This is a genomic window from Streptomyces sp. NBC_00310 (assembly GCF_036208085.1).
Taxonomy (GTDB): domain Bacteria; phylum Actinomycetota; class Actinomycetes; order Streptomycetales; family Streptomycetaceae; genus Streptomyces.
Genome location: NZ_CP130714.1, coordinates 5,811,600 through 5,829,921, shown reverse-complemented (window position 1 = coordinate 5,829,921; position 18,322 = coordinate 5,811,600). Strand labels below are relative to the sequence as shown.

The following is an 18,322-nucleotide window of genomic DNA, read 5'->3' as shown; positions in this document are numbered from 1 at the left end:
GGACGCGGGGCACCGCCCGTTCTTCAGGACGCGGGGCACCACCCGTTCTTCAGGGGCGCGGGGAACTGCGCGTTTTTCAGGGGCGCGGGGAACTGCGCGAACGGGGTCCGGGGCGGAGCCCCGAATCTTGAACGGGGGCCGAAGGGGCGCGCAGCCCCTGGGACGGGACGGGTAGGGGCGGCGGGGGCGAAAAAACCCCGAGCGCACCCGAACCCTTCACCCCCCTCCCACGTCTCAGTACCGACCGCGGCCCCGCCCACGCGGAGCCCCACGCGGCACGAAGACCCGGGAGGCACCCATGCGAGGCCGAACCCACGCAAGAACCAGCACAGCAGCATCCATCACCGCGGCCATCGTGGCCCTCGGCGCCCTCCAGGGCTCAGCAGCCGACACCCAGAACGTGGAACTCACCTCCACCCCGTCAAAAACCTGCCACGGCACCCGCCCGACCGGCAGCCTCACCGACCCCACCGGAGAAGGCATCCCCGAGGAGACCCCCACAGACCGCACCCTGGGCTACGTGGACAACCTGACCGCCGGCCGTCACTCCGCCATCTTCACCGGCCTCGTCCTCGACGAGGACGGCACCGCCATCGACATCTACCGCATCCCCTCCAAGCCCTTCGACACCGCCGTCTGCGCCGCCGCCGAAAAGGGCGTGACCGTGCGCTTCCACGACCGCGACATAAACGAGAAGGACCTCACCGCCCTCCTCGACCTCATCACCGAGGACATGAACCGCTGGGACGGCACCTTCAACCTGCGCGAAGCCGGCCTGGACGGCACCGGCTACATCGAGATCGGCGTGGACGACCCCGACACCGCCGAACCCATCCTCCGCGAGGCCCTGGGCGAACGGAGCGCCAAGTACCTCCGCGTCGAGTTCGCCCCCCAGGCGTACTTGCTCTGACCGGCCAGAACCGGGGATGCAACACCCCCGACGATCCGCTATAGTTGATCACGAGCCGCTCACCGGAACGCAAACTCCCGGTAGTACTCAATGCGTTGGTGGTCCAAGGAAAGACGCCCCGCTTCCTGCGGGGAAATGCAGGTGCAAGGCCTGCCCGGCGCTCCAGTTACGAGAACCCCACTTCGCTCACGCGAGGTGGGGTTCTCGCATTGCACGAGGCCGGCAGTCGCCCCCTACCGAACAGAGCCGACACCGCATCCCGAGCGACCGGCGAGCGGCGAGCGGCGACCGGCGCGATGTCCGTGGACTTCCCCACGACCTTCCCCACGCGACGAGCCCGTGCCCCTGGTGGCGGTCTCCCGCAACGGGATCAGCTGCTCCGGACTCCAGGCGGCGTACGGCCCGGAGGAACTCCTCGGCGCCTGGCGCAGGCTGTAGGCCGGTCTCGTCGAACGTTGCCGCCCCGCCCCGCGTCTCAGTGGTGACCGTCTTCGAAGGGTGCCACCATGCCGACGACCACAGCCGCGCGAGTCCGTCGCCGTGCGCTGCTCACCACGTTGGCCGGAGCGTTGGCCTGGGGAGCCTCCGCGTGCGGGGAGGAGTCGACGGCGGCGAAGGGGTCGGCACCCGCATGGAAGGAGCCCGCCGCGTACAGCTACACGCTCAAGTCGAGTGAGGGTGAGCGGTCACTGATCGGAACGTTCGACGTGACGGTCCGGGACGGGAAGGTCGTGAAGGCCGTGGGGATCGACGAGAGCGGCCGACGGGTGGTCGACCAGAGGACGACCGAAGTACCCACCATCGCCGCGCTGTTGGAGCAGGCGGAGGCGGCGCGCGAAGAGGGCGCCGACGTGGTGGAGGTCGAGTACGCGAAAGACGGCCGTCCGACCGGCATCTCCATCGACTGGGAGGAGAACGCGATCGACGACGAGGAGGCGTACACCCTCAGCGGCTACGAGGCGCTCGGCTGACTCAGGTCCCGGATCGTGCCGCCGACCTTGACCTTGAGCTTCTTGAGCACGGCGGGCTTGGCGGAGATGGCCCATTGCGGTCCGACCAGGTACTTCCCGCCGTAGATGGAGGCCGACTCCAGCCAGACTTCCTTGAGTTCGTCCTTGGGGAAGGTGGTGATGAGGTAATCCCCCACAGCGGTCTGGCACACGCCCTCGCGCAGTTCCTCCGCCTCGGTCCGGATCTTCACCTCGCACCCCGTGAGCTCGGCGATCACCTCGACCTTGGCCGGCGCGACCACCGCGGCCACCGGGCTGGACTCGCCCGTCGCCTTGCCGTCAGCCTTGTCACCACCACCGCTGCACGCCGCCATCAGGGGCAGGACAGCCAGGCTCGCAGCCAGCGCGACGCCACGGGACAGCTTCCTCACCATGCCCTGATCTCCGTTCGCTTTCGGGGCCTCGGCGCTCTTCCTAGTGAGTGCACTCGACGAGGGGTACGGGTGACAACCGCGGATTACTCAATCCCAGGGCTCCCGAGGGGGCGGTGACCTGGTGCACCGCCGCAGGCCTCATCCCGCCTCCGCAGTCGGCCCTTGGCGCATGAACCCGGCCTGCCATATGAGTGATTTATGATGACTATGGACATTATGCGGATATCTATTCCCGCATGAGCACACCTGACATAGGCGTTTCGCATCGACGGTCTGCGGTCATCTGCGCGGCCATAGCGTTCCTTCCCGTCCCGACGGCCATCGCCGCCGTCCTGGCGAACGGCTGGGAGCGGGTCGAAAAATCAGCCCTGGCATCGGCACCTCCTCCACCGCCGGCCACAGCGCCGATGGTGCCCGAGGCGCCGCCCGCCGACGTGGCTCGCACAGAACTCGCGACCCTCACCGTGGAGACTCCGCACTCGCTGGAGGGGTACAGCAGGGAAAAGTTCGAGCATTGGATCGAGGACCATTGGCCCCGGACGCGCCAAGTGGTCCTGATCCGCGACAGCAAGCACGTCGGCGTTCAGGCAAAGGCACAGACGGCATCGAAGAACTGGCACAGCCCCTACGACGACCGCATCCTCACGATGCCGTCGGAGGTCCACGTGGATCACGTCGTCCCCCTGGCCAACGCGTGGCGGTCCGGGGCGGACGAGTGGAGCGCCGCCCGGCGCCACAAGTTCGCCAACGACCTGTCCACCACACAGCTCATCGCCGTCTCGGTCGTGGCCAACAGGGCGAAGGGCGACCAGTCGCCCGACCAGTGGGTGCCCCCGAACACGGCCTTCCACTGCGTGTACGGCAGGGCCTGGACCCATGTGAAGTTCACCTATGGGCTCTCGGTCACCCAGAAGGAGAAGGACGCACTGCTCTCCATTCTGGACACCTGCCGCTGAGCCGGGGGACCACGACCGGTGGTCAACCCGTGGGGGCGTCACCCGCGGCAGCGGGCCTTTCGGCGACGAAGGAGCCCATGCCCGGGGTCGTAGTGATCAGGCCGTCCGCTCGCAGGGCGGCCGTCACCTTGCGGACGGTGACGCGTGCGACTCCGAACTCCTGCTCCAGTCGGACCTCGGAAATCATCCTTCGGGGCGGGTACTCGCCGCTCTCGATCCTCTCGCGGAGGACGTCGGCGATCTGCACCCACTTGGGCCGGGTGGGGTCAAACTCGATCACGGGTTGACTGTAGGCATCGAATGACATTCGAACATAGAGACTTACACTAGCTAATAGCTATAGACAGGCATAGCCTGAACGCAGAAAACCCCGGCGAGGTGGCTAGACCTCCCAGGGCATGGCCAACGCTGACTGAGGAGCGTCGACAATGCTCGACCTTATCCGTCGCGTCGCCCTGCGACTGCGGCTCCTGTTCATCTCCGGTACCGGCAGACGGCGGGCCGGTGTCCGCCTCGTCGTCGCGCCCACCCCCGCCGACCGGACAGAGACTCCCCCGACCCCCCTCCCGGCGCATCGATCCCCATACGGGCTCGACGAGGTCTTCGACGGCGCCTCCACCGTCGCCGTACGCCCCTACCTCGCCGTCCATGAGCAACGGTTGCGGCGGCGGGAGTTGGCCATGGCGGCGATGGGGTTGGATATGCCCGGTGCGTGCTGGATCCATGGGGTGGAGGTCGCCTGATGGGCACGGAATCGGGGGGCGAGGTGCGGTTGTTGCCGTGGCCCGGGACGAGGGGAAGGCCTGTTATCTGGTCACCGACGGGGAGGGTGGGCCGGTGTCGCGGCTGGCCGAGGCCACGGAGGCCGTTCAGCTCGGGATGGGGAGGGAACTGCTCGCTCACGCGCGCGAGATGGTGGCGGACGCTCCCCGTGGTGAACTCCGTTTCCTCGCCGAGCGGTTGGGCGAGGCGCTCGGGGACGCGCTTCGGGTTGCCGAGAGCCGCGGGCAGCGGCTGAGGCGGCGGCGCGACTGACGACGCGGGGGCCGCTCGAGGAGGCGTAGCCGAGTCTCTAGCGGTCCTCGGCGCACAGGGCCGCGTCCACCGCGCCCCGCAGGTGGCGCAGGCTGTCGCCGGCGGCCGACCAGGTGGTGGTGTAGACGGTCACCGTGGCGCGGCCGGTGGTGGACCGGCCGCCGGCCACCGAGTTGCCGGGGAGGTCCCCGCCGTGGCCCCAGTAGGCGCCGCCGCAGGTGAGGGGGGTGGAGGCGACGCCGTAGCCGTAGCGGCTGCCGGGTGGGTAGACGTCGCGGCCGCTGACGTCGGTGGAGTCGTGGGTCATCAGGCGGACCGTGCGGGCGGGCAGGAGGCGGCCGGTGAACAGGGCGTCCCAGAACGTGTTGAGGTCCTTGGGCGTGGAGACCAGGCCGCCGGACGCGCCGAACTCGTGGCCGGGGAGTTCGGTCACGTCCACGCGGCCGGCGTGCGGGTCCGCCGGGTGGATCCCGTAGTTGCGGGCGTGCGGGCCGCGCAGGGTCAGTTCGCCGGGCGCGGGCCAGTAGGTGTCGTCGAGGTGCAGGGGGCGCAGGATCGTGCGCTCGACGTACGTGCGGAAGTCGACGCCCGTGACCTTGTCGATCACCATGCCGAGGACCAGGTAGTTGGAGTTGGAGTAGCCCCAGTCGGTGCCGGGCTCGAAGACGGGCTTCTCGGCGAGCGCGAGGGCCAGGTAGTCCTCGGCCGTGCCGGGGCGGGTCCAGTCGACCAGGCCGGTGTACTCCGGCAGGCCACTGGTCTGTTTGAGCAACTGCCGCACCGTGATCGCGCGTTCGGCGAGCTGTGGCACGTATGTACCCGCTCGGGCGTCGAGACGTATCCGCCCTTGCGTCACCAGGCGCATCACGGCCGTCGCGGTGAACGCCTTGGTGTCGCTGGCCAACCGGAACCGGGCCCGTTCGTCGACCCCGGCCATCGGCAGGCCCGACTCCAGGTCCGCCAGGCCGGCCGTACGGGTCGTCCTGCCGTCGTACGCCAGGACTCCCGGGACCCCGTCCCGGTCGACGAGCAGGTCCAGCTGCCGCTGCACCGGGTCCGGTTGGCCGGCGGCGGCCACCGGGGCGAGTACCCCGGTGAGTGTCACGGCGAGCAGTACTGAGGCGGCGAGGCGCTTGCGCTGCATGGATTCCCCCTGGTCACGGCCCCGGCCCGGACGTGAGGCGCGAGGTGGAACGTCGGTCGCCGACGACCTTGCCAGGACTCCGCTCCGAGATCAGTACGCCCGGCCCCCGGATCCAAGCTGGGGCCAGCCCCCTTGACCGATGCCGGCAGGCACACTGCGTTCATGCAGCTTCCCGCACCAGCCGTCGCGGCCACCGCCCTGATCGAAGTCGTCAGGATCTCCGGCCTGCCGAGGAGGCGGGACGACCCCTACCCCGGTGCGGTGGTCACTCACTGGGCCGGGGACGAGGCCGCCGACGTACTGGCCCTGATCGAGACCCTGCCCGGCAGCGCACAGCAGCGCTGCGGCTTCTCGCCGGGATGGGGTATCCGGGCGTACGACGACGCGCTCGACCTGGCGTTGTTCGAGGCGGCGTTCTGCTTCACCTGCCATGAGGTGCGGATGCGGGGGACGGCCGTGTCGCCCGCGTCGGCCACGCAGTTCTTCGACGCGGACGCCGAGCGGGCTCAGGCTCTCCTGGGCCGCTTTCGCGGGGCGGCACATTAGCCGGGGTCGCAGACTTCGTCGACGTTCGCTGAACCGGCGGGGCACACCGACATCGACACGGCGCCCGGACCTCGGAAGAGGCCGGGCGCCGCGAGGGTTCAGGTGCGGTTCGCGCTCGTTCTGCGGCGTCGCGTCACGAAGCCGTGCGGTTCGTGCCCTTGCGTCGTGTCACCACGAAGATGGCGCCGCCCGCGGCGACCAGGCCCGCCGCGCCGATCGCGATCGGGATGGCGTTGCCGCCGCCCGTCTCGGCGAGGTCGCCGGGCTCGCCGCCGTTGGGGGTGGGGGCGGCCGGGGTGGAGTCGGAGGGGGTGGGCTCCGGGGAGTCCGTCTCCGGGGTGTCGGCCGGGGGCTTCTCGTCGGCCGGCGGGTTCTCGTCCGCCGGGGGCTGCTCCTCCGTGGGCGGCTGCTCCTCGGCGGGCGGCTGCTCCTCGGCCGGGGGCTGCTCCTCCGCCGGAGGGTTCTCCTCGGCCGGCGGCTGCTCCGTCGTGCAGTCCTTCGTGCCGCCGTTCCAGGCCGCGATCAGCTTGTCCTTGATGACGGGGCGGTCGGGGCCCTTGGGGACGTCGCCGTGCTCGAAGCCGTCCTTCGCGTCGAGCTTGCCGTCGAACTTCACCTTCCCCCGGTAGAGGTCGATCTGGGCGTAGCAGCCCGCGTCGGGGACCGCGATGTCCAGGGAGTCCGTCGCGCCCGGCTTGACCGTGACCGTGTCGAAGTCGACGAAGACCTGCTCGCCGGAGGTACCGAAGGTCGGGCCGTGGGCGAGGTAGGACGCGAGGGAGACCGTGCAGGTCGTGGCGTCGGCGGCGGCGCGGACCTTGATGTGGACCTTGCCGTCCTCGGTGGGCTTGAGGTTCTGGTCGTCGAGCTTCACCCAGTCGGCGAACTTCACGCCGTCCAGCGAGAACTCGCAGCGGTCGGTCTCGGTGGGCGTGCCCGCGCCCTGGCCGGGGGCGTAGCTCTTCTTGCCCCAGCCGTCACCGCCGGGCGTGCCGGTGGCGAACGCCGGACCGGAGACCGCCGCGCTCAGCGCAAGAGCGGCGATGCCCGTCCCCACCAGGCGGCTCACGATGACACGTCTCGCTATGGACATGCAGATCCCATTCTCGAACTCGGAACGTACGAGACCCGGGGCGCGGCGGCATGACGGCAGCACGAGGCCACGCCGGGGCCGCGCCAGGGTGTGAGTGGTCGAAGAAAACACCGGGCTCATAGGTCACTTGAGCCACAGGGTCTGCACATCGTTTACCAACGGGTAGGGGCTGTCAACCTCGGGAAACGTCCGCCCGGCGGCCACCTTGCGCGGCCCCTGGGGCACACCTGCGCCACACGCGAGGCACATGGAGGGCACATATGGGCCACAAAAGGAATCAACCCCTCCGGTGACCTCGAGAAGCCCGGCGGGGACCTCCAAGAACACCCCAACGCCGGGTCACCGAACGGCAATGAGTTCACCAACTGCCCGCTTTACCCAGGGGAGTTGATATGGGGCGGATTTGACAACCCGCCCCCCGCTCCCGAACCTACGTTCATGACATCCATTTTCATTATCGGCGTCAAGGGTGCCGCCGAGAGCGAGCGGGGTGACGGTCCATGCGCGTGGCCTTCGTAGGCAAGGGCGGCAGCGGCAAGACGACGCTCTCCGCGCTCTTCGCCCGGCACCTCGCCCGGTCGGGCGCGCCGCTCGTGGCGATCGACGGTGACATCAACCAACACCTCGCGCACGCGCTCGGCCTCGACGAGGACGACACCTTCGGCGCGCCGCCGCTGAGTTCGCGCACCGGCGAGATCAAGGACCGGCTGCGCGGCACCAACCCGCGGATCGTCTCCCGCGAGGCCATGGTCAAGACGACCCCGCCGGGCCGGGGTTCACGGCTGCTGCGGCTCCTCGGCGACGACGACGTCCACACCCGGCACGTCCAGCGCGTCGGCGGCGTGCCGCTCATGGTCACCGGCGCCTTCGACGAGAGCGACCTCGGCGTGGCCTGCTACCACTCCAAGCTCGGCGCGGTGGAGCTGTATCTCAACCATCTCGTCGACGGGCCCGGTGAGTACGTCGTCGTCGACATGACCGCCGGTGCGGACGCCTTCGCGTCGGGGCTCTTCACCCGGTTCGACATGACCTTCCTGGTCGCGGAGCCGACGCGGAAGAGCGTGTCCGTGTACCGGCAGTACCGGGAGCACGCCGCCGAGTTCGGCATCCCGATCGCCGTCGTCGGCAACAAGGTCACCGGCGAGGACGACCTGCTCTTCCTCAAGGAGCACGTGGGCGACGACCTGTTGGCGTACTGCGTGCAGTCGTCGTACGTCCGCGCCCAGGAACAGGGCCGCGAACAGGGCGAGTTGGAGGCGCACAACCTGCACGCGCTGACGCGGCTCAAGGACGCCGTCGACGCCCGTACGAAGGACTGGGCCACCTTCCAGCGCCACGCCGTCGAGTTCCACCTCCGCAACGCCGCCGCCTGGGCCAACGACGCCACCGGGCACGACCTGGCCGCCCAGGTGGACCCCGATTTCCGCCACGGACCGGAGGCCCTGGCCGCCGCCGAGCCCGGCACCCGGTCCGGAACCCGGTCCAACGGCACCGGATCCACCGCCCCCTCCGTAGTCTCCTTCTGATCAGAACAGGAACACCCATGTCGCTCGACGTCTCCCCGCAGCTGCTCGCCGATGCCGAGAACGGCGAGGTGCGGGAGGTGGAGTTCGTGGAAACGGTGCGTACGTCGCTGCCGTACGCGTACGACCTGATCGCCTCCCTCGTCGCCGAACTGCGCGCGGGCACCGCCGAGTTCGCCGACAACCAGACCCCGCCACCGTCGGAGCGGGAGCGCGGGCAGCTGCTGCGGGCGTTGTCCAGCGACGCGATCCGGGGGAGTCTGGAGCGGCACTTCGGGGTGGCGCTCGCCTTCCAGAACTGCCACCGGGTGGCGGTCTTCCCGACCGAGGCGCGCGGCGGTGAGACGTACGCCCGCTTCACCTCGCTGCGGTCGCAGATCCTCAACCAGTCGCCGGAGTTCCGGGACTGCTGACGCCCGGGTGCGGGCCCGGTCTCGCGCCCGAGCACGCGGCCCCACCGCCGGACCCGGCCCCCGCCGACCTCCCGGTCTCTCCGGAACCTCCCGCCTCTCCGGCCCCTCCGACAGGCCTGAATCGGCCAGCCACCGCCCCCTCCGCACCCCTCCCGCGGAGGGGGCGGTCGGTTCGACACGCCGGAGCTCGGGGGGCGTACGGGGGCGCATTACCGGCGTACGCCTGCACTGACGGCCGGGGGTGCACGCGTCCATGTGGGCGGCTTCGGGCTGTTCGCGCGGGCAGTTCGTCCCGATCACGCCCGATCGCGCCCGGTCTCGATGGGCTCGCGCAGGGCAGTCGTGTGCCTGGTGGGTGATCGGTGAGTGCCGGTCCGTGCGCCACGGCGTGCGGCCGTGTGATGTGCGCCGTCACCAGGTGGCCTCTCTGCGATCACACAAGGTGAATAATGGGGCCTGAGGGCGTCTCAGCGACAGAGAGGGTCGCCGTGGGGACCGACAGGGACAGTGCCGTTTCCCGTCAGCGCTTCGACGTGGCCGACGCCGCGCCGTTGCTGATCGACGCGGACGGGTTCGTGACGAGCTGGACGCGGGACGCCGAGCGGCTCTTCGGGTATCCGGCGGCCGAGATCCTGGGCCGCAGCGTCCTGACGCTCCTGGTCGACGAGGACGGCGAGCGCATCGGCCCCCTGGCCGAAACCCGTCGCGCCCTCGGCGGCTGGTCCGGCATCCTCACCGCCCGCCACCGCGACGGCCACCACGTCAAGGTGATGGTCCGCGTCGTACCGACACGGGAAGCGGCCACGCCGACTCCCGCGGCCGACGCGATTCCCTCCGCCGACGCGACTCCCGCGGCCGGTTCCACCCTTTCGACCCTGTCGGCCGGTGTCACCGGGTCCGCCGGGTCCGCCGGTGTCACCGGCTCCGCCGACGTGAAGACCTCGCCGTCGGCACCCGGCGTCTGGCCCGCGCCGCGCCCCGGCTATCCCGACGCGCCCCTGTCCGTCACGCCGCCCGCGCCCCCGACCCCCTTCGCACCCCCTGCTCCGACCTCGCCCGAGGTCGGGCGGCCCCCCGCCCGGGAGGCGGGCGCCTGGCCGGCCGCCGGGAACACCGGAAGCCCGCCCCGGCAGAGCCCACCCGCGCCCAAGCCCGCCCCACCACGGAGCACGTCACCCCGGGCGCGCACCACCTGGCCGGCCACCCAGGGCCCCGGCAGCCCATCGGCCCGGCAGACCGCGCCCGCCCCCGGCTTTCCGCCCCCACCCGCGTCCCCGTCCGCGCGCCTGCCCTTCTCCCCGTCCCCGTCCCTGCCCCCGTCCTCACCTCCACCCCCGTCCTCGTCCCCGCTCCCCTCCCCGCCCGCCCCCTCGCTCGGCACCCCCGACTCCCTCAACCCCGCCCACTGGGTGGCCCTCGTCTCGGACGCCACCCGGGCTCCCGGCTGGGACATGAGCAGGACCGTGCTGGAGCGGATGACGACGTGGTCGCCCGTGGGCATCGCGATCGTGGACACGGAGTTGCGGTTCGTGTGGTCGAACGCGGCGCTGGAGCGGTTCGGGGGCGGGCAGGCGCACGAGAGGGTGGGGCTGAGGCTGGCGGAGGTGCAGCCGGGGCTGGACGCGGAGCGCATCGAGGCGCAGATGCGGCAGGTGCTTCGGACGGGTGTGCCGGTGCTCGACTACGAGCACGTGGGCCGGGTCCGGTCGTCTCCGTACCGCGAGACCGCGCACGCGATGTCGTTCACGCGCCTGGAGGACGATCACGGCCGGCCCATCGGCGTGTACTACACGGTGGTCGACGTGTCGGAGCGACACCGCGCCCGCACCCGGCTGGCCCTGCTGGACCGGGCCGGTGAGCACATCGGCCGGACCCTCGACGTACGGCGGACCGCGCAGGAGCTGGCGGACGTGGTCGTACCGACGCTCGCCGACTTCGTGACCGTGGACCTGCTGGACTCGGTGCTGCGCGGCGCCGAGCCGGGCCCCCTCGGCGACGGTTTCGTCCCGCTGCGGCGGACCGCCCAGCAGTCCGTGCACGCCGGGGTGCCGGAGGCCGTCCTGGAGGTCGGCGCGGTCGCCTCGTACGCGGCCGGTTCGCCGCCCGTGCGGGCGCTGGTCGACGGCCGGTCGTGGTCGGAGCCGAGGCTGGACCCGCTGTCGACGGAGTGGGCCGAGGCGCTCCCGGGCGGCCGGGCGGTGCCGGTGGAGGCGCTCGGGCTGCACAGCGTGATGATCGTGCCGGTGCGGGCGCGGGGCATCACGCTCGGCATCACGACGTTCTTCCGGCGCGACCGGCTGGACCCCTTCGACGCGGTCGACCTGGGCCTCGCCGAGGAGCTGGTCGGCCGGGCCGCCGTCTGCGTCGACAACGCCCGCCGGTACACGCGCGAGCGCGACGCCGCCCTCGCCCTCCAGCGCAGCCTGCTGCCGCGCCGCCTGCCCGAGCAGGACGCGGCCGAGGTCGCCGCCCGCTACCGGCCCGCCGACGAGCTGACCGGGCTCGGCGGTGACTGGTACGACGTCATCCCGCTCTCGGGTGCCCGTGTCGCCCTCGTCATCGGCGAGGTGGCGGGCCACGGCATCGACGGCGCCGCCGCCATGGGCAGCCTCCGTACGGCCGTACGCACCCTGGCCGACCTCGACCTGCCGCCGGACGAGGTGCTCGCCCACCTCGACGACATGGTCGCCAAGTCGGCGCGGCAGGAGGGTGCCGAGCCGGGCGGGGGCAGCGTCCAGACGGTCGGGGCACGCTGTCTGTACGTCGTCCACGACCCGGTGTCCGGGACGTGCGCGATGGCCGCCGCCGGGCCGTTCGCCCCGGCCCTGGTCGCCCCCGACGGTACGGTCACCTTCCCCGAGCTCCCCGAAGGGCCGGCGCTCGGCGTCGACCAGCGGCCCTTCGAGGCGCTGGAGATGGACCTCCCCGAGGGCACCGTCATCGCCCTGCACACCGACGGGCTGCTCGCCGACGCCCCCCGGGAGGCGCTGTGCCGTGCGCTGGCCCGGCCCGAACCCTCCCTGGAACGGCACGCCCAGCACGTCCTCGACTCCCTCGCCCCGGCCCGCCCCAACGACGACGTCGCCCTCCTCCTGGCCCGCACCCGGCGCCTGCCCGCCCACCGGGTCGCCTCCTGGGAACTGCCCGCCGACCCGGCACTGGTCGCCGAGGCCCGCAAGACCACCGCCCGGCAGCTCGGCGTGTGGGGGCTGGACGAGCTGGCGTTCACCACCGAACTGGTCGTCAGCGAGCTGGTCACCAACGCGATCCGGCACGCCGCCGGGCCCATCCGGCTCCGACTCGTCCTCGAACGCACCCTGATCTGCGAGGTGTTCGACGGCGGCGCCACCGCGCCCCATCTGCGTCATCCGCGCACCACCGACGAGGGCGGCCGCGGCCTGTTCCTCATCTCCCAGTTCACCCAGCGCTGGGGCACCCGCTTCCTGCCCGACGGCAAGGTGATCTGGGCGGAACAGTCCCTGGCGAATCCGCCCGCCTGACGTACCGTCAGTCCACGCGGTAGGCCATGCGGGGACGCCACCGCTGACCCGACCGGATGAACTCGCCGGGCCACGCCCTCCTCCCGCCTCCCCCGAATCTCCACAATTACGGCGTATCGCCCCTCTCTTGCGCCCGCCCATGCCCCGTTCGGCCTGATTAGTGGCGCTTGCCACTTCATATGAATGCAGGGGTCGGCTTCGGGCACCGGGCTCCGTCGCCTCGGCAGGACATCAGGAGAAGAGGGACGTGGCGTGAAGCGAAGAACACCGGGCGGCGTGGGTCTGACCCTGGCCGTCTCGGCGGCGTTGGTGGTGGGACTGACCGGCGAGGCGGTCTCCGCCGCCCCCGGCGCGAGGAGCATCGCGGACGGCAGGGCGCCCGGCGACGGCGCCGTGACCGTGCGCGTCGTCAACGAGGTGGATGCCGACGGGACGTACGACCAAGGCCTGGAGAAGGGCTGGCTCGGTGTGCGGGTCACGCTGACCGACGACCGAGGAACCGTGGTGACCCAGACCACCAACTCCTACGGCGTCGCCTGGTTCCAGCCGTCGGCCTCCCCACTGCGCGGCGGCAGGTACCGCGTCCAGGTCTACAACCCCGACCCCCGCACCTTCCAGCCGGCGATCGCGGGCCTCGGCGACGGACCGAAGGTCATGCGCAGCAACGTCGGCTTCGTGAACGTCTCCGGCAACCGCAGCACGACGTACACGACCGGCTTCTGGGAGCCCGGGGTCTACTGCCAGGAGAACCCTGACCTGGTGACCTGCAACCTGACGAAGGGTGACGCACCCGACACCCACAAGGGTCTGGTGCGGTTCGCGGGGAACCTCTCCGACACCCACCCCGGCGGCACGGTCCGCCGGCTGACCAACAACCAGCAGCAGGGCTCGGTGTTCGGCATCGGCAACGACCGGGTCGGCAACACGTACATGGGCACGCTGGTCAAACGGCACGCGGCGTACGGCCCGGCGGGCGCGACCAACACGATCTACCGCCGCAACAGCGCCTCCGGGGTGAGCACCTTCGTCACCCTCCCGGGCCTGCTGACCGAGCACGACGAAAGCGACGACTGGCTTCGTGACAACCCGGTCTACGGCAGGGTCGGCCGGGAGGGCATCGGTGACGTCGACGTATCCGGCAACGGCAGGACCCTCTACGCGGTCAGCCTCAACGACTCCCGGCTGTACACCGTGCCGATCCGCGGCACCGGCGACGGGGTCTACCCGGGCACCTACCGGTCGCACGTCATTCCCGAGCCGGAGCACTGCGCCGGCCACTGGCACCCGTACGGCATCGGGGTGCGCGGCGGGCGCGTGCTCGTCGGCGGGGTGTGCGGCGCGGAGAACACGGTCACCAGGAACGCCCCGTGGGGCGACCCGTCCCAGGTAACCGCGCACGTCTACGAGTTCTCCCAGGGGTCGTTCCGCCATCTGTTCCGCACGGCGATGAACTACCCGCGCGGCTGCGCGTACCGGTTCACCGGACTGCCCGCGACCACCGCCCGCTGCACCAAGCCCGCCTCCGTCGGCCGACCGCTGAGTGCCATGTGGGAGGCGTGGAACCAGCGCGTCCCCACGCCCGGGCACCTCTCCTTCGTCTCCGCGCCGCAGCCGATCCTGTCCAACATCGAGATCGCCGACAACGGCGACCTGGTCCTGGGCTTCCGCGACCGCTTCGGCGACATGCAGGGCACGGCGACCTACCCCTTCAACGCCCGTACGAACGCCCTGGTCAGAGCTGTCGCCGCCGGTGACGTGCTGCGGGTGTGCAAGTCCGGTACGACGTACACGCCGGAGAACAACGCCCGGTGCGACGTGCTCCACGGCGCACAGCCCAACAACGACGAGGGCCCGGGTCACGGCGAGTTCTACGCCGACTCGACGAGGCTCGCGGACGCCCACGAGGACCAGGTCACCCAGGGCGGCACGGCCCTCCAGCCGTTCCGGAACAGGCTGTGGAGCACGGTCTACGACCCGTTCGACCACCACCCCTGGGAGCAGGGCGTACGCCGCTGGAACACCAACAAGGGCACGGCCGAGGGCAACCTCACGATCCAGCGCACCTGGAGCGGCGACGCCAGGCAACGCGCCCTGCTCTTCGGCAAGGGCAACGGCCTCGCCGACCTGGAGCTGATCTGCGACCGGGCGCCCATCCAGGTCGGCAACCGCGTCTGGTACGACGTCGACGGCGACGGCGTCCAGGACCCGTCCGAGCCGCCGGTCAAGGGCGTGAAGGTGACGCTCGACCCGATGTCTCCCGGCCCCGACCTCAGGGCGTACACCGACGCGAACGGCGAGTACTACATCGGCGGCGACCGGGGACTGCGGCCGAACACCACCTACCGGGTCTCCTTCGACTACAGCCGCGCCGACACGTCCGCCCTGCCGGGCCGCCCGAGCCGCTCCGCCCTCAAGTGGACGGTCAGAAACGCCGGTTTGAACCGTGCGATCGACTCCGACGTCGACGCGCAGGGCCGCACCACGGTCCGTGTCGGCGACCCCGGCCACGTGAACCACACGGTCGACGCCGGCCTCACCCCGTCGGTGCGGCTGACGCTCGTGAAGCTCGACAGGAAGAACAACAGGCCGCTGCCCGGCGCGGTGTTCGAGCTGTGGCAGGACACCAACGGCGTCCGCGGCCTCCAGCGAGGCGGGCCGAAGAGGGACCGGTTCGTCAACGACTGCGCCAGCTCCCGCACCGGCCGCTGCTCCTTCGGCTCGCTCCTGCCCGGTACGTACTACCTGGTGGAGACGGACGTCCCCGAGGGCTACCGCAAGCCGCGGCGGCCGGTCACCGGCCCGTACGTCCTCACCCCGAAGAACGCCTCGAACGGCAACGGGCTGTTCGTGAAGCTGTTCAACCTGCGGGGAGAGCGGTGCAAGGGAAGGAAGTGCTGATCCCCTGAGTCCCCCGCCCCAGGTCCTGGGACCCGGGAGGGTGACGTGGGACGGGCCGTCCACCGGTCGACAGCGGTGGGTGGCCCGTCCGCGTGAAGAGACGCGGGGTGCCTTCCCGTTCGGCCCAGCAGGACGTCTCCGGGGTGCGCGGGATGCCGTATCTCTGGGAGGGAGTACGGCGAGTGCGTGAGTGAGTACCGGAGGCCGCGTTGACGGAACGAAGGACACGGAAGAGCCGGATACGGATGGTCGCGGTGGTGTCGTCCGCCCTGTTGGGCTGGACGGCGGTCCCGGCCGCCGCGTCGGCCCCGGCGGCGGCGTGCACCGCGCGCACCGGCCCCTACCAGTGGGACCTGGAACGCCATCTCAAGCTTCCGGCGGACGGCCGGCAGTCCACCGCCGACTGCGTGGCGATCCGCGCCTTCCAGCAGCGCACGGGTGTGAAGCCGGCGAACGGCTACGCGAACGTGGCCACGCACCGCACGATGCTGGTGGTGCGGGCCCGCGCCGACCCGAACGCCGCCGGGAAGTGCCCGGTGCGGTCGTACCAGGTGACGTGCGTGGACCTCGACCAGCAGTTGGTGTGGGTGCAGCGGGGGAAGCGGGTGATCTACGCGCCGGTGCCCGCGCGCACCGGCAAGGACGGTCAGGAGACCCGCTCCGGCTGGCACACGGTCTACTGGAAGAACCGCGACCACCACTCCGACCTGTACGACCACGCCCCCATGCCGTTCGCCCAGTTCTTCAGCGACGGCCAGGCCTTCCACGGCGTCCTCGACGACCTCTTCCAAGGCGGCTCCCACGGCTGCGTGAACCTGCGGTACGCGGACGCCGAGCGGCTGTGGAGGATCATGCACAAGGGGGACTCGGTGTACGTGTGGGGTGTCAAGCCGGGGACCGGGCGGTCCCTGCGGCCGTCATCGGCGTCCTCGTCCGCGGCGGAACAGGGCTGAGCCCGGCGGCGCGGCACCCCGGATGGGGCCGGCCCTGACCAGGGGCCGGGGGTGCCGCGCCTTCCCCGGTCGGAAGGGCTGCCCAGGGGAGAGAGAGGGGAGCCTGATCCCGGGGCCGGGGGCGCAGGGACCTCGGATCAGCCGTGGATGAGGGAGGCGGTCCAGGTGTTGAGGTGGCCGGTGACCGCCTGGTCCTTGAGGACCGGCTTGCCGACGGCCTGGACCTTCGGGGTGGCCTTCCAGGTGACGTCGGCGCGGGCGATGCCCTTGACGGCGACCTTGACGCCGCCGCCCTTGATGGCGAGGGCGGCGTTGACGTTGGTCACCTTGGCGACGGCGCGGGCGTTGCGCTGGACCTTGCCCTTGACGATCTTGTAGTGCAGGGTCAGCTTCTCGCTGGTGACCGGGATGCCGTAGATGGTCTCGGTGGCGGTGTAGGAGACCGCGACGGCGCCCTTGGTGTGCTTCGAGGACGAGACCTCGTGGACGAACTTCACGTCCTTGTTGTACGGGGTCACGGTCTTCACCGGATGGTTGACGTTGCCCTTGAGCTGCCGGAACAGGGACGCGTAGATCTTGCCGTTCTGCAGGTGCCCGACGAACGCGGTCTTCTTGGCGGCCGGCAGCGCGGAGAAGCTCTTCAAGGTCCGCTTGGCCTCGGGTGTCCTCTGCGCCTTGAGGTAGGCGGTGTAGCTCTTGACCGTCAGCTTCGCCGGCAGCTTCGCGGCGGCGGTCTGGGAGGCGGCGGTCTGCGTGCCCTGGTGCGGGCCTGCCTCGCTCGCCGACGCCGCCGGGGCCAGTACCGCCAGGGACGCCGCTCCCGCGACGACGACGGTGGTGAGGCGACGCGTGGTGACGCTGTGCACAGTGTTCTCCCTGCGGTCTGAGTGTCCGTCGGTGCGCGGCAACGAGCCTAGGGAGCGGTCGGCCCGGCGGTAATTGTCTCTTGGGGCAGTGCCCTCCGGGGATGTCCCACTGTGACGTGGCCGTGTCATTTCGGGGGTGCTTCTTGTCGGTAGCGGACGCTAAGTTGGGGGGGAGATCGCCGCCGCACCCGGGGCACGGGGCTCTGTCGGGAAAGCGGCATCGGGAAGGGCCGACCAATGACCAAGAGGTCTGACGTAGGAGACACGGCTTGCGCCTACCGGCGCACGGGGGCCGAACCGGTTCGGGACATCAGCAGGCTCAAGACGCTGACGGAACGGGAGAAGGAAGTCCTGCTTCTGCTGGGAACGGGCCTGGGCAACCGGCAGTTGGCCAGGGAGCTCGGTATCGCCGAGCGGACCGTGAAGGCACATGTCGCGCGAATAGTGGAGAAACTGGAGCAGCAGACACGGCTGCAGGCCGCGGTGCTCTCCGTCCTCGCCCACGAGCTGCTGTGCGCCGATCCACGGTGCACGTGCGACTCGGCCGCGCCGACGTCCCGTCTCGTCGGGGCGTCCGCCGTCTGACCGTCGACCGGTCGTTCACTCTTGAAAATCACCACCGCTCAATGACCAGCTGAGCACACGCAACCCATGTGCGGCGCGAGCGACTTACGGGGGTAGATGCGCGTATGACCACGAGATGACGAGCAAGAGGCGAGAAATGTGAAGAAGGGCCCGCCATCCGGCGGGCCCTTCGTTCCACGGGCCCCTTCTCCGCCGATACCCGCCCTCCCGCGCCACCGGCCGGACCCGTGATGTGCGGGGCGCCGTCGACGCGGCGCCCGCCGCCCCACTCGCAACAGACTCCCTGGCTCCGATGTCACTCGCCACGTCAGTCAGCAACTGTCGCTTCCAGCTCGGGAGTTACGCCGCTCACTGTACAAACCCGAGCCGTGGGCCGAGACCGACGGAACACCGATGAAGGGCCGACGGGGCACTGTCGCCCATCACCTTCGTCGTAGAGCCCGGTTCTGACGGCGTCGTCGCGTCCGGTGTCGATCACCCGGCCGGCGTCGGTGCCACCGGGCGCACCGACCCGAT

General features: G+C 70.9%; 16 protein-coding genes, 1 tRNA gene and 1 pseudogene. 13 read left to right on the top strand and 5 right to left on the bottom strand.

Annotated features, from left to right (window positions below; translation table 11 throughout):
- The first annotated feature begins 298 nt into the window (after positions 1–298).
- The 3 genes from OG202_RS25615 (at position 299) to OG202_RS25605 (ending at position 1,881) form a co-directional block, all read left to right on the top strand.
- Positions 299–910, top strand: a complete 612-nt coding sequence (locus tag OG202_RS25615) for a hypothetical protein (RefSeq protein ID WP_328223635.1) — start codon at positions 299–301, stop codon at positions 908–910.
- Positions 911–1,002: 92 nt separating this feature from the next.
- A tRNA-Gly gene (locus tag OG202_RS25610) sits at positions 1,003–1,075 on the top strand.
- Positions 1,076–1,416: 341 nt separating this feature from the next.
- On the top strand, positions 1,417–1,881 hold the full coding sequence (locus OG202_RS25605) for a DUF6174 domain-containing protein (RefSeq protein WP_328223634.1): 465 nt from the start codon (positions 1,417–1,419) through the stop codon (positions 1,879–1,881).
- Here the strand turns inward: OG202_RS25605 and OG202_RS25600 are convergent.
- The gene (locus OG202_RS25600; RefSeq protein WP_326580307.1) at positions 1,863–2,294 is read right to left on the bottom strand and encodes a hypothetical protein; all 432 of its coding nucleotides are present in this window, start codon (positions 2,292–2,294) and stop codon (positions 1,863–1,865) included. The genes OG202_RS25605 and OG202_RS25600 overlap by 19 nt on opposite strands.
- Before the next feature lie 236 nt (positions 2,295–2,530).
- Between OG202_RS25600 and OG202_RS25595 the strand changes: the two genes are divergently transcribed.
- Complete coding sequence (locus OG202_RS25595; protein WP_327728683.1) at positions 2,531–3,250, top strand: HNH endonuclease family protein; 720 nt, start codon at positions 2,531–2,533, stop codon at positions 3,248–3,250.
- Between the two features lie 22 nt (positions 3,251–3,272).
- On the opposite strand, the gene OG202_RS25590 is transcribed toward OG202_RS25595, so the two are convergent.
- Positions 3,273–3,530 (bottom strand): GntR family transcriptional regulator, encoded by a 258-nt coding sequence (locus OG202_RS25590; protein WP_327728684.1) that lies wholly within the window; start codon positions 3,528–3,530, stop codon positions 3,273–3,275.
- Positions 3,531–3,678: 148 nt separating this feature from the next.
- Between OG202_RS25590 and OG202_RS25585 the strand changes: the two genes are divergently transcribed.
- Both OG202_RS25585 and OG202_RS25580 read left to right on the top strand, forming a co-directional pair.
- Complete coding sequence (locus tag OG202_RS25585; RefSeq protein WP_327728685.1) at positions 3,679–3,993, top strand: hypothetical protein; 315 nt, start codon at positions 3,679–3,681, stop codon at positions 3,991–3,993.
- Positions 3,993–4,285, top strand: a pseudogene (locus OG202_RS25580) (hypothetical protein). Before OG202_RS25585 ends, OG202_RS25580 begins: the two are co-directional and overlap by 1 nt.
- A gap of 37 nt (positions 4,286–4,322) precedes the next feature.
- Here OG202_RS25580 and OG202_RS25575 read toward each other — a convergent pair.
- Positions 4,323–5,429: a serine hydrolase domain-containing protein gene (locus tag OG202_RS25575; protein WP_327728686.1), complete on the bottom strand. Its 1,107-nt coding sequence runs from the start codon at positions 5,427–5,429 to the stop codon at positions 4,323–4,325.
- A gap of 162 nt (positions 5,430–5,591) precedes the next feature.
- Here OG202_RS25575 and OG202_RS25570 point away from each other — a divergent pair, with 162 nt between their 5' ends.
- A complete protein-coding gene (locus tag OG202_RS25570; RefSeq protein ID WP_326580319.1) occupies positions 5,592–5,975 on the top strand; it encodes a hypothetical protein in 384 nt (127 codons plus the stop codon).
- Between the two features lie 133 nt (positions 5,976–6,108).
- Here OG202_RS25570 and OG202_RS25565 read toward each other — a convergent pair whose 3' ends face one another.
- A complete protein-coding gene (locus tag OG202_RS25565; RefSeq protein ID WP_328223633.1) occupies positions 6,109–7,068 on the bottom strand; it encodes an LAETG motif-containing sortase-dependent surface protein in 960 nt (319 codons plus the stop codon).
- 500 nt (positions 7,069–7,568) lie between these two features.
- On the opposite strand from OG202_RS25565, the gene OG202_RS25560 reads away from it, so the two are divergent.
- The 5 genes from OG202_RS25560 to OG202_RS25540 all read left to right on the top strand — a co-directional run bounded on the left by OG202_RS25560 (position 7,569) and on the right by OG202_RS25540 (position 16,355).
- On the top strand, positions 7,569–8,594 hold the full coding sequence (locus tag OG202_RS25560; RefSeq protein ID WP_328223632.1) for an ATP-binding protein: 1,026 nt from the start codon (positions 7,569–7,571) through the stop codon (positions 8,592–8,594).
- Between the two features lie 17 nt (positions 8,595–8,611).
- Positions 8,612–9,004 carry an SCO5389 family protein gene (locus OG202_RS25555; protein ID WP_328223631.1) on the top strand — a complete coding sequence of 131 codons (393 nt, stop codon included), beginning with the start codon at positions 8,612–8,614 and terminating at the stop codon, positions 9,002–9,004.
- 488 nt (positions 9,005–9,492) lie between these two features.
- On the top strand, positions 9,493–12,504 hold the full coding sequence (locus OG202_RS25550; protein ID WP_328223630.1) for a SpoIIE family protein phosphatase: 3,012 nt from the start codon (positions 9,493–9,495) through the stop codon (positions 12,502–12,504).
- Positions 12,505–12,756: 252 nt separating this feature from the next.
- Positions 12,757–15,402, top strand: coding sequence for an SdrD B-like domain-containing protein (locus OG202_RS25545; protein WP_328223629.1), 2,646 nt, complete (start codon positions 12,757–12,759; stop codon positions 15,400–15,402).
- A 245-nt stretch (positions 15,403–15,647) separates the two neighbouring features.
- A complete protein-coding gene (locus OG202_RS25540) occupies positions 15,648–16,355 on the top strand; it encodes a L,D-transpeptidase (protein WP_326585712.1) in 708 nt (235 codons plus the stop codon).
- 137 nt (positions 16,356–16,492) lie between these two features.
- On the opposite strand, the gene OG202_RS25535 is transcribed toward OG202_RS25540, so the two are convergent.
- On the bottom strand, positions 16,493–17,221 hold the full coding sequence (locus OG202_RS25535) for a hypothetical protein (RefSeq protein WP_327728691.1): 729 nt from the start codon (positions 17,219–17,221) through the stop codon (positions 16,493–16,495).
- Between the two features lie 237 nt (positions 17,222–17,458).
- On the opposite strand from OG202_RS25535, the gene OG202_RS25530 reads away from it, so the two are divergent.
- Positions 17,459–17,806, top strand: a complete 348-nt coding sequence (locus OG202_RS25530) for a LuxR C-terminal-related transcriptional regulator (RefSeq protein WP_326580333.1) — start codon at positions 17,459–17,461, stop codon at positions 17,804–17,806.
- Positions 17,807–18,322 lie beyond the last annotated feature (516 nt).

Coding starts and splice junctions, on each gene's coding strand:
- OG202_RS25565 (WP_328223633.1), bottom strand. CDS start 7,068: ATGTCCATAGCGAGACGTGTCATCGTGAGCCGCCTGGTGGGGACGGGC.
- OG202_RS25560 (WP_328223632.1), top strand. CDS start 7,569: ATGCGCGTGGCCTTCGTAGGCAAGGGCGGCAGCGGCAAGACGACGCTC.
- OG202_RS25575 (WP_327728686.1), bottom strand. CDS start 5,429: ATGCAGCGCAAGCGCCTCGCCGCCTCAGTACTGCTCGCCGTGACACTC.
- OG202_RS25605 (WP_328223634.1), top strand. CDS start 1,417: ATGCCGACGACCACAGCCGCGCGAGTCCGTCGCCGTGCGCTGCTCACC.
- OG202_RS25600 (WP_326580307.1), bottom strand. CDS start 2,294: ATGGTGAGGAAGCTGTCCCGTGGCGTCGCGCTGGCTGCGAGCCTGGCT.
- OG202_RS25585 (WP_327728685.1), top strand. CDS start 3,679: ATGCTCGACCTTATCCGTCGCGTCGCCCTGCGACTGCGGCTCCTGTTC.
- OG202_RS25555 (WP_328223631.1), top strand. CDS start 8,612: ATGTCGCTCGACGTCTCCCCGCAGCTGCTCGCCGATGCCGAGAACGGC.
- OG202_RS25540 (WP_326585712.1), top strand. CDS start 15,648: ATGGTCGCGGTGGTGTCGTCCGCCCTGTTGGGCTGGACGGCGGTCCCG.
- OG202_RS25615 (WP_328223635.1), top strand. CDS start 299: ATGCGAGGCCGAACCCACGCAAGAACCAGCACAGCAGCATCCATCACC.
- OG202_RS25570 (WP_326580319.1), top strand. CDS start 5,592: ATGCAGCTTCCCGCACCAGCCGTCGCGGCCACCGCCCTGATCGAAGTC.
- OG202_RS25530 (WP_326580333.1), top strand. CDS start 17,459: ATGACCAAGAGGTCTGACGTAGGAGACACGGCTTGCGCCTACCGGCGC.
- OG202_RS25595 (WP_327728683.1), top strand. CDS start 2,531: ATGAGCACACCTGACATAGGCGTTTCGCATCGACGGTCTGCGGTCATC.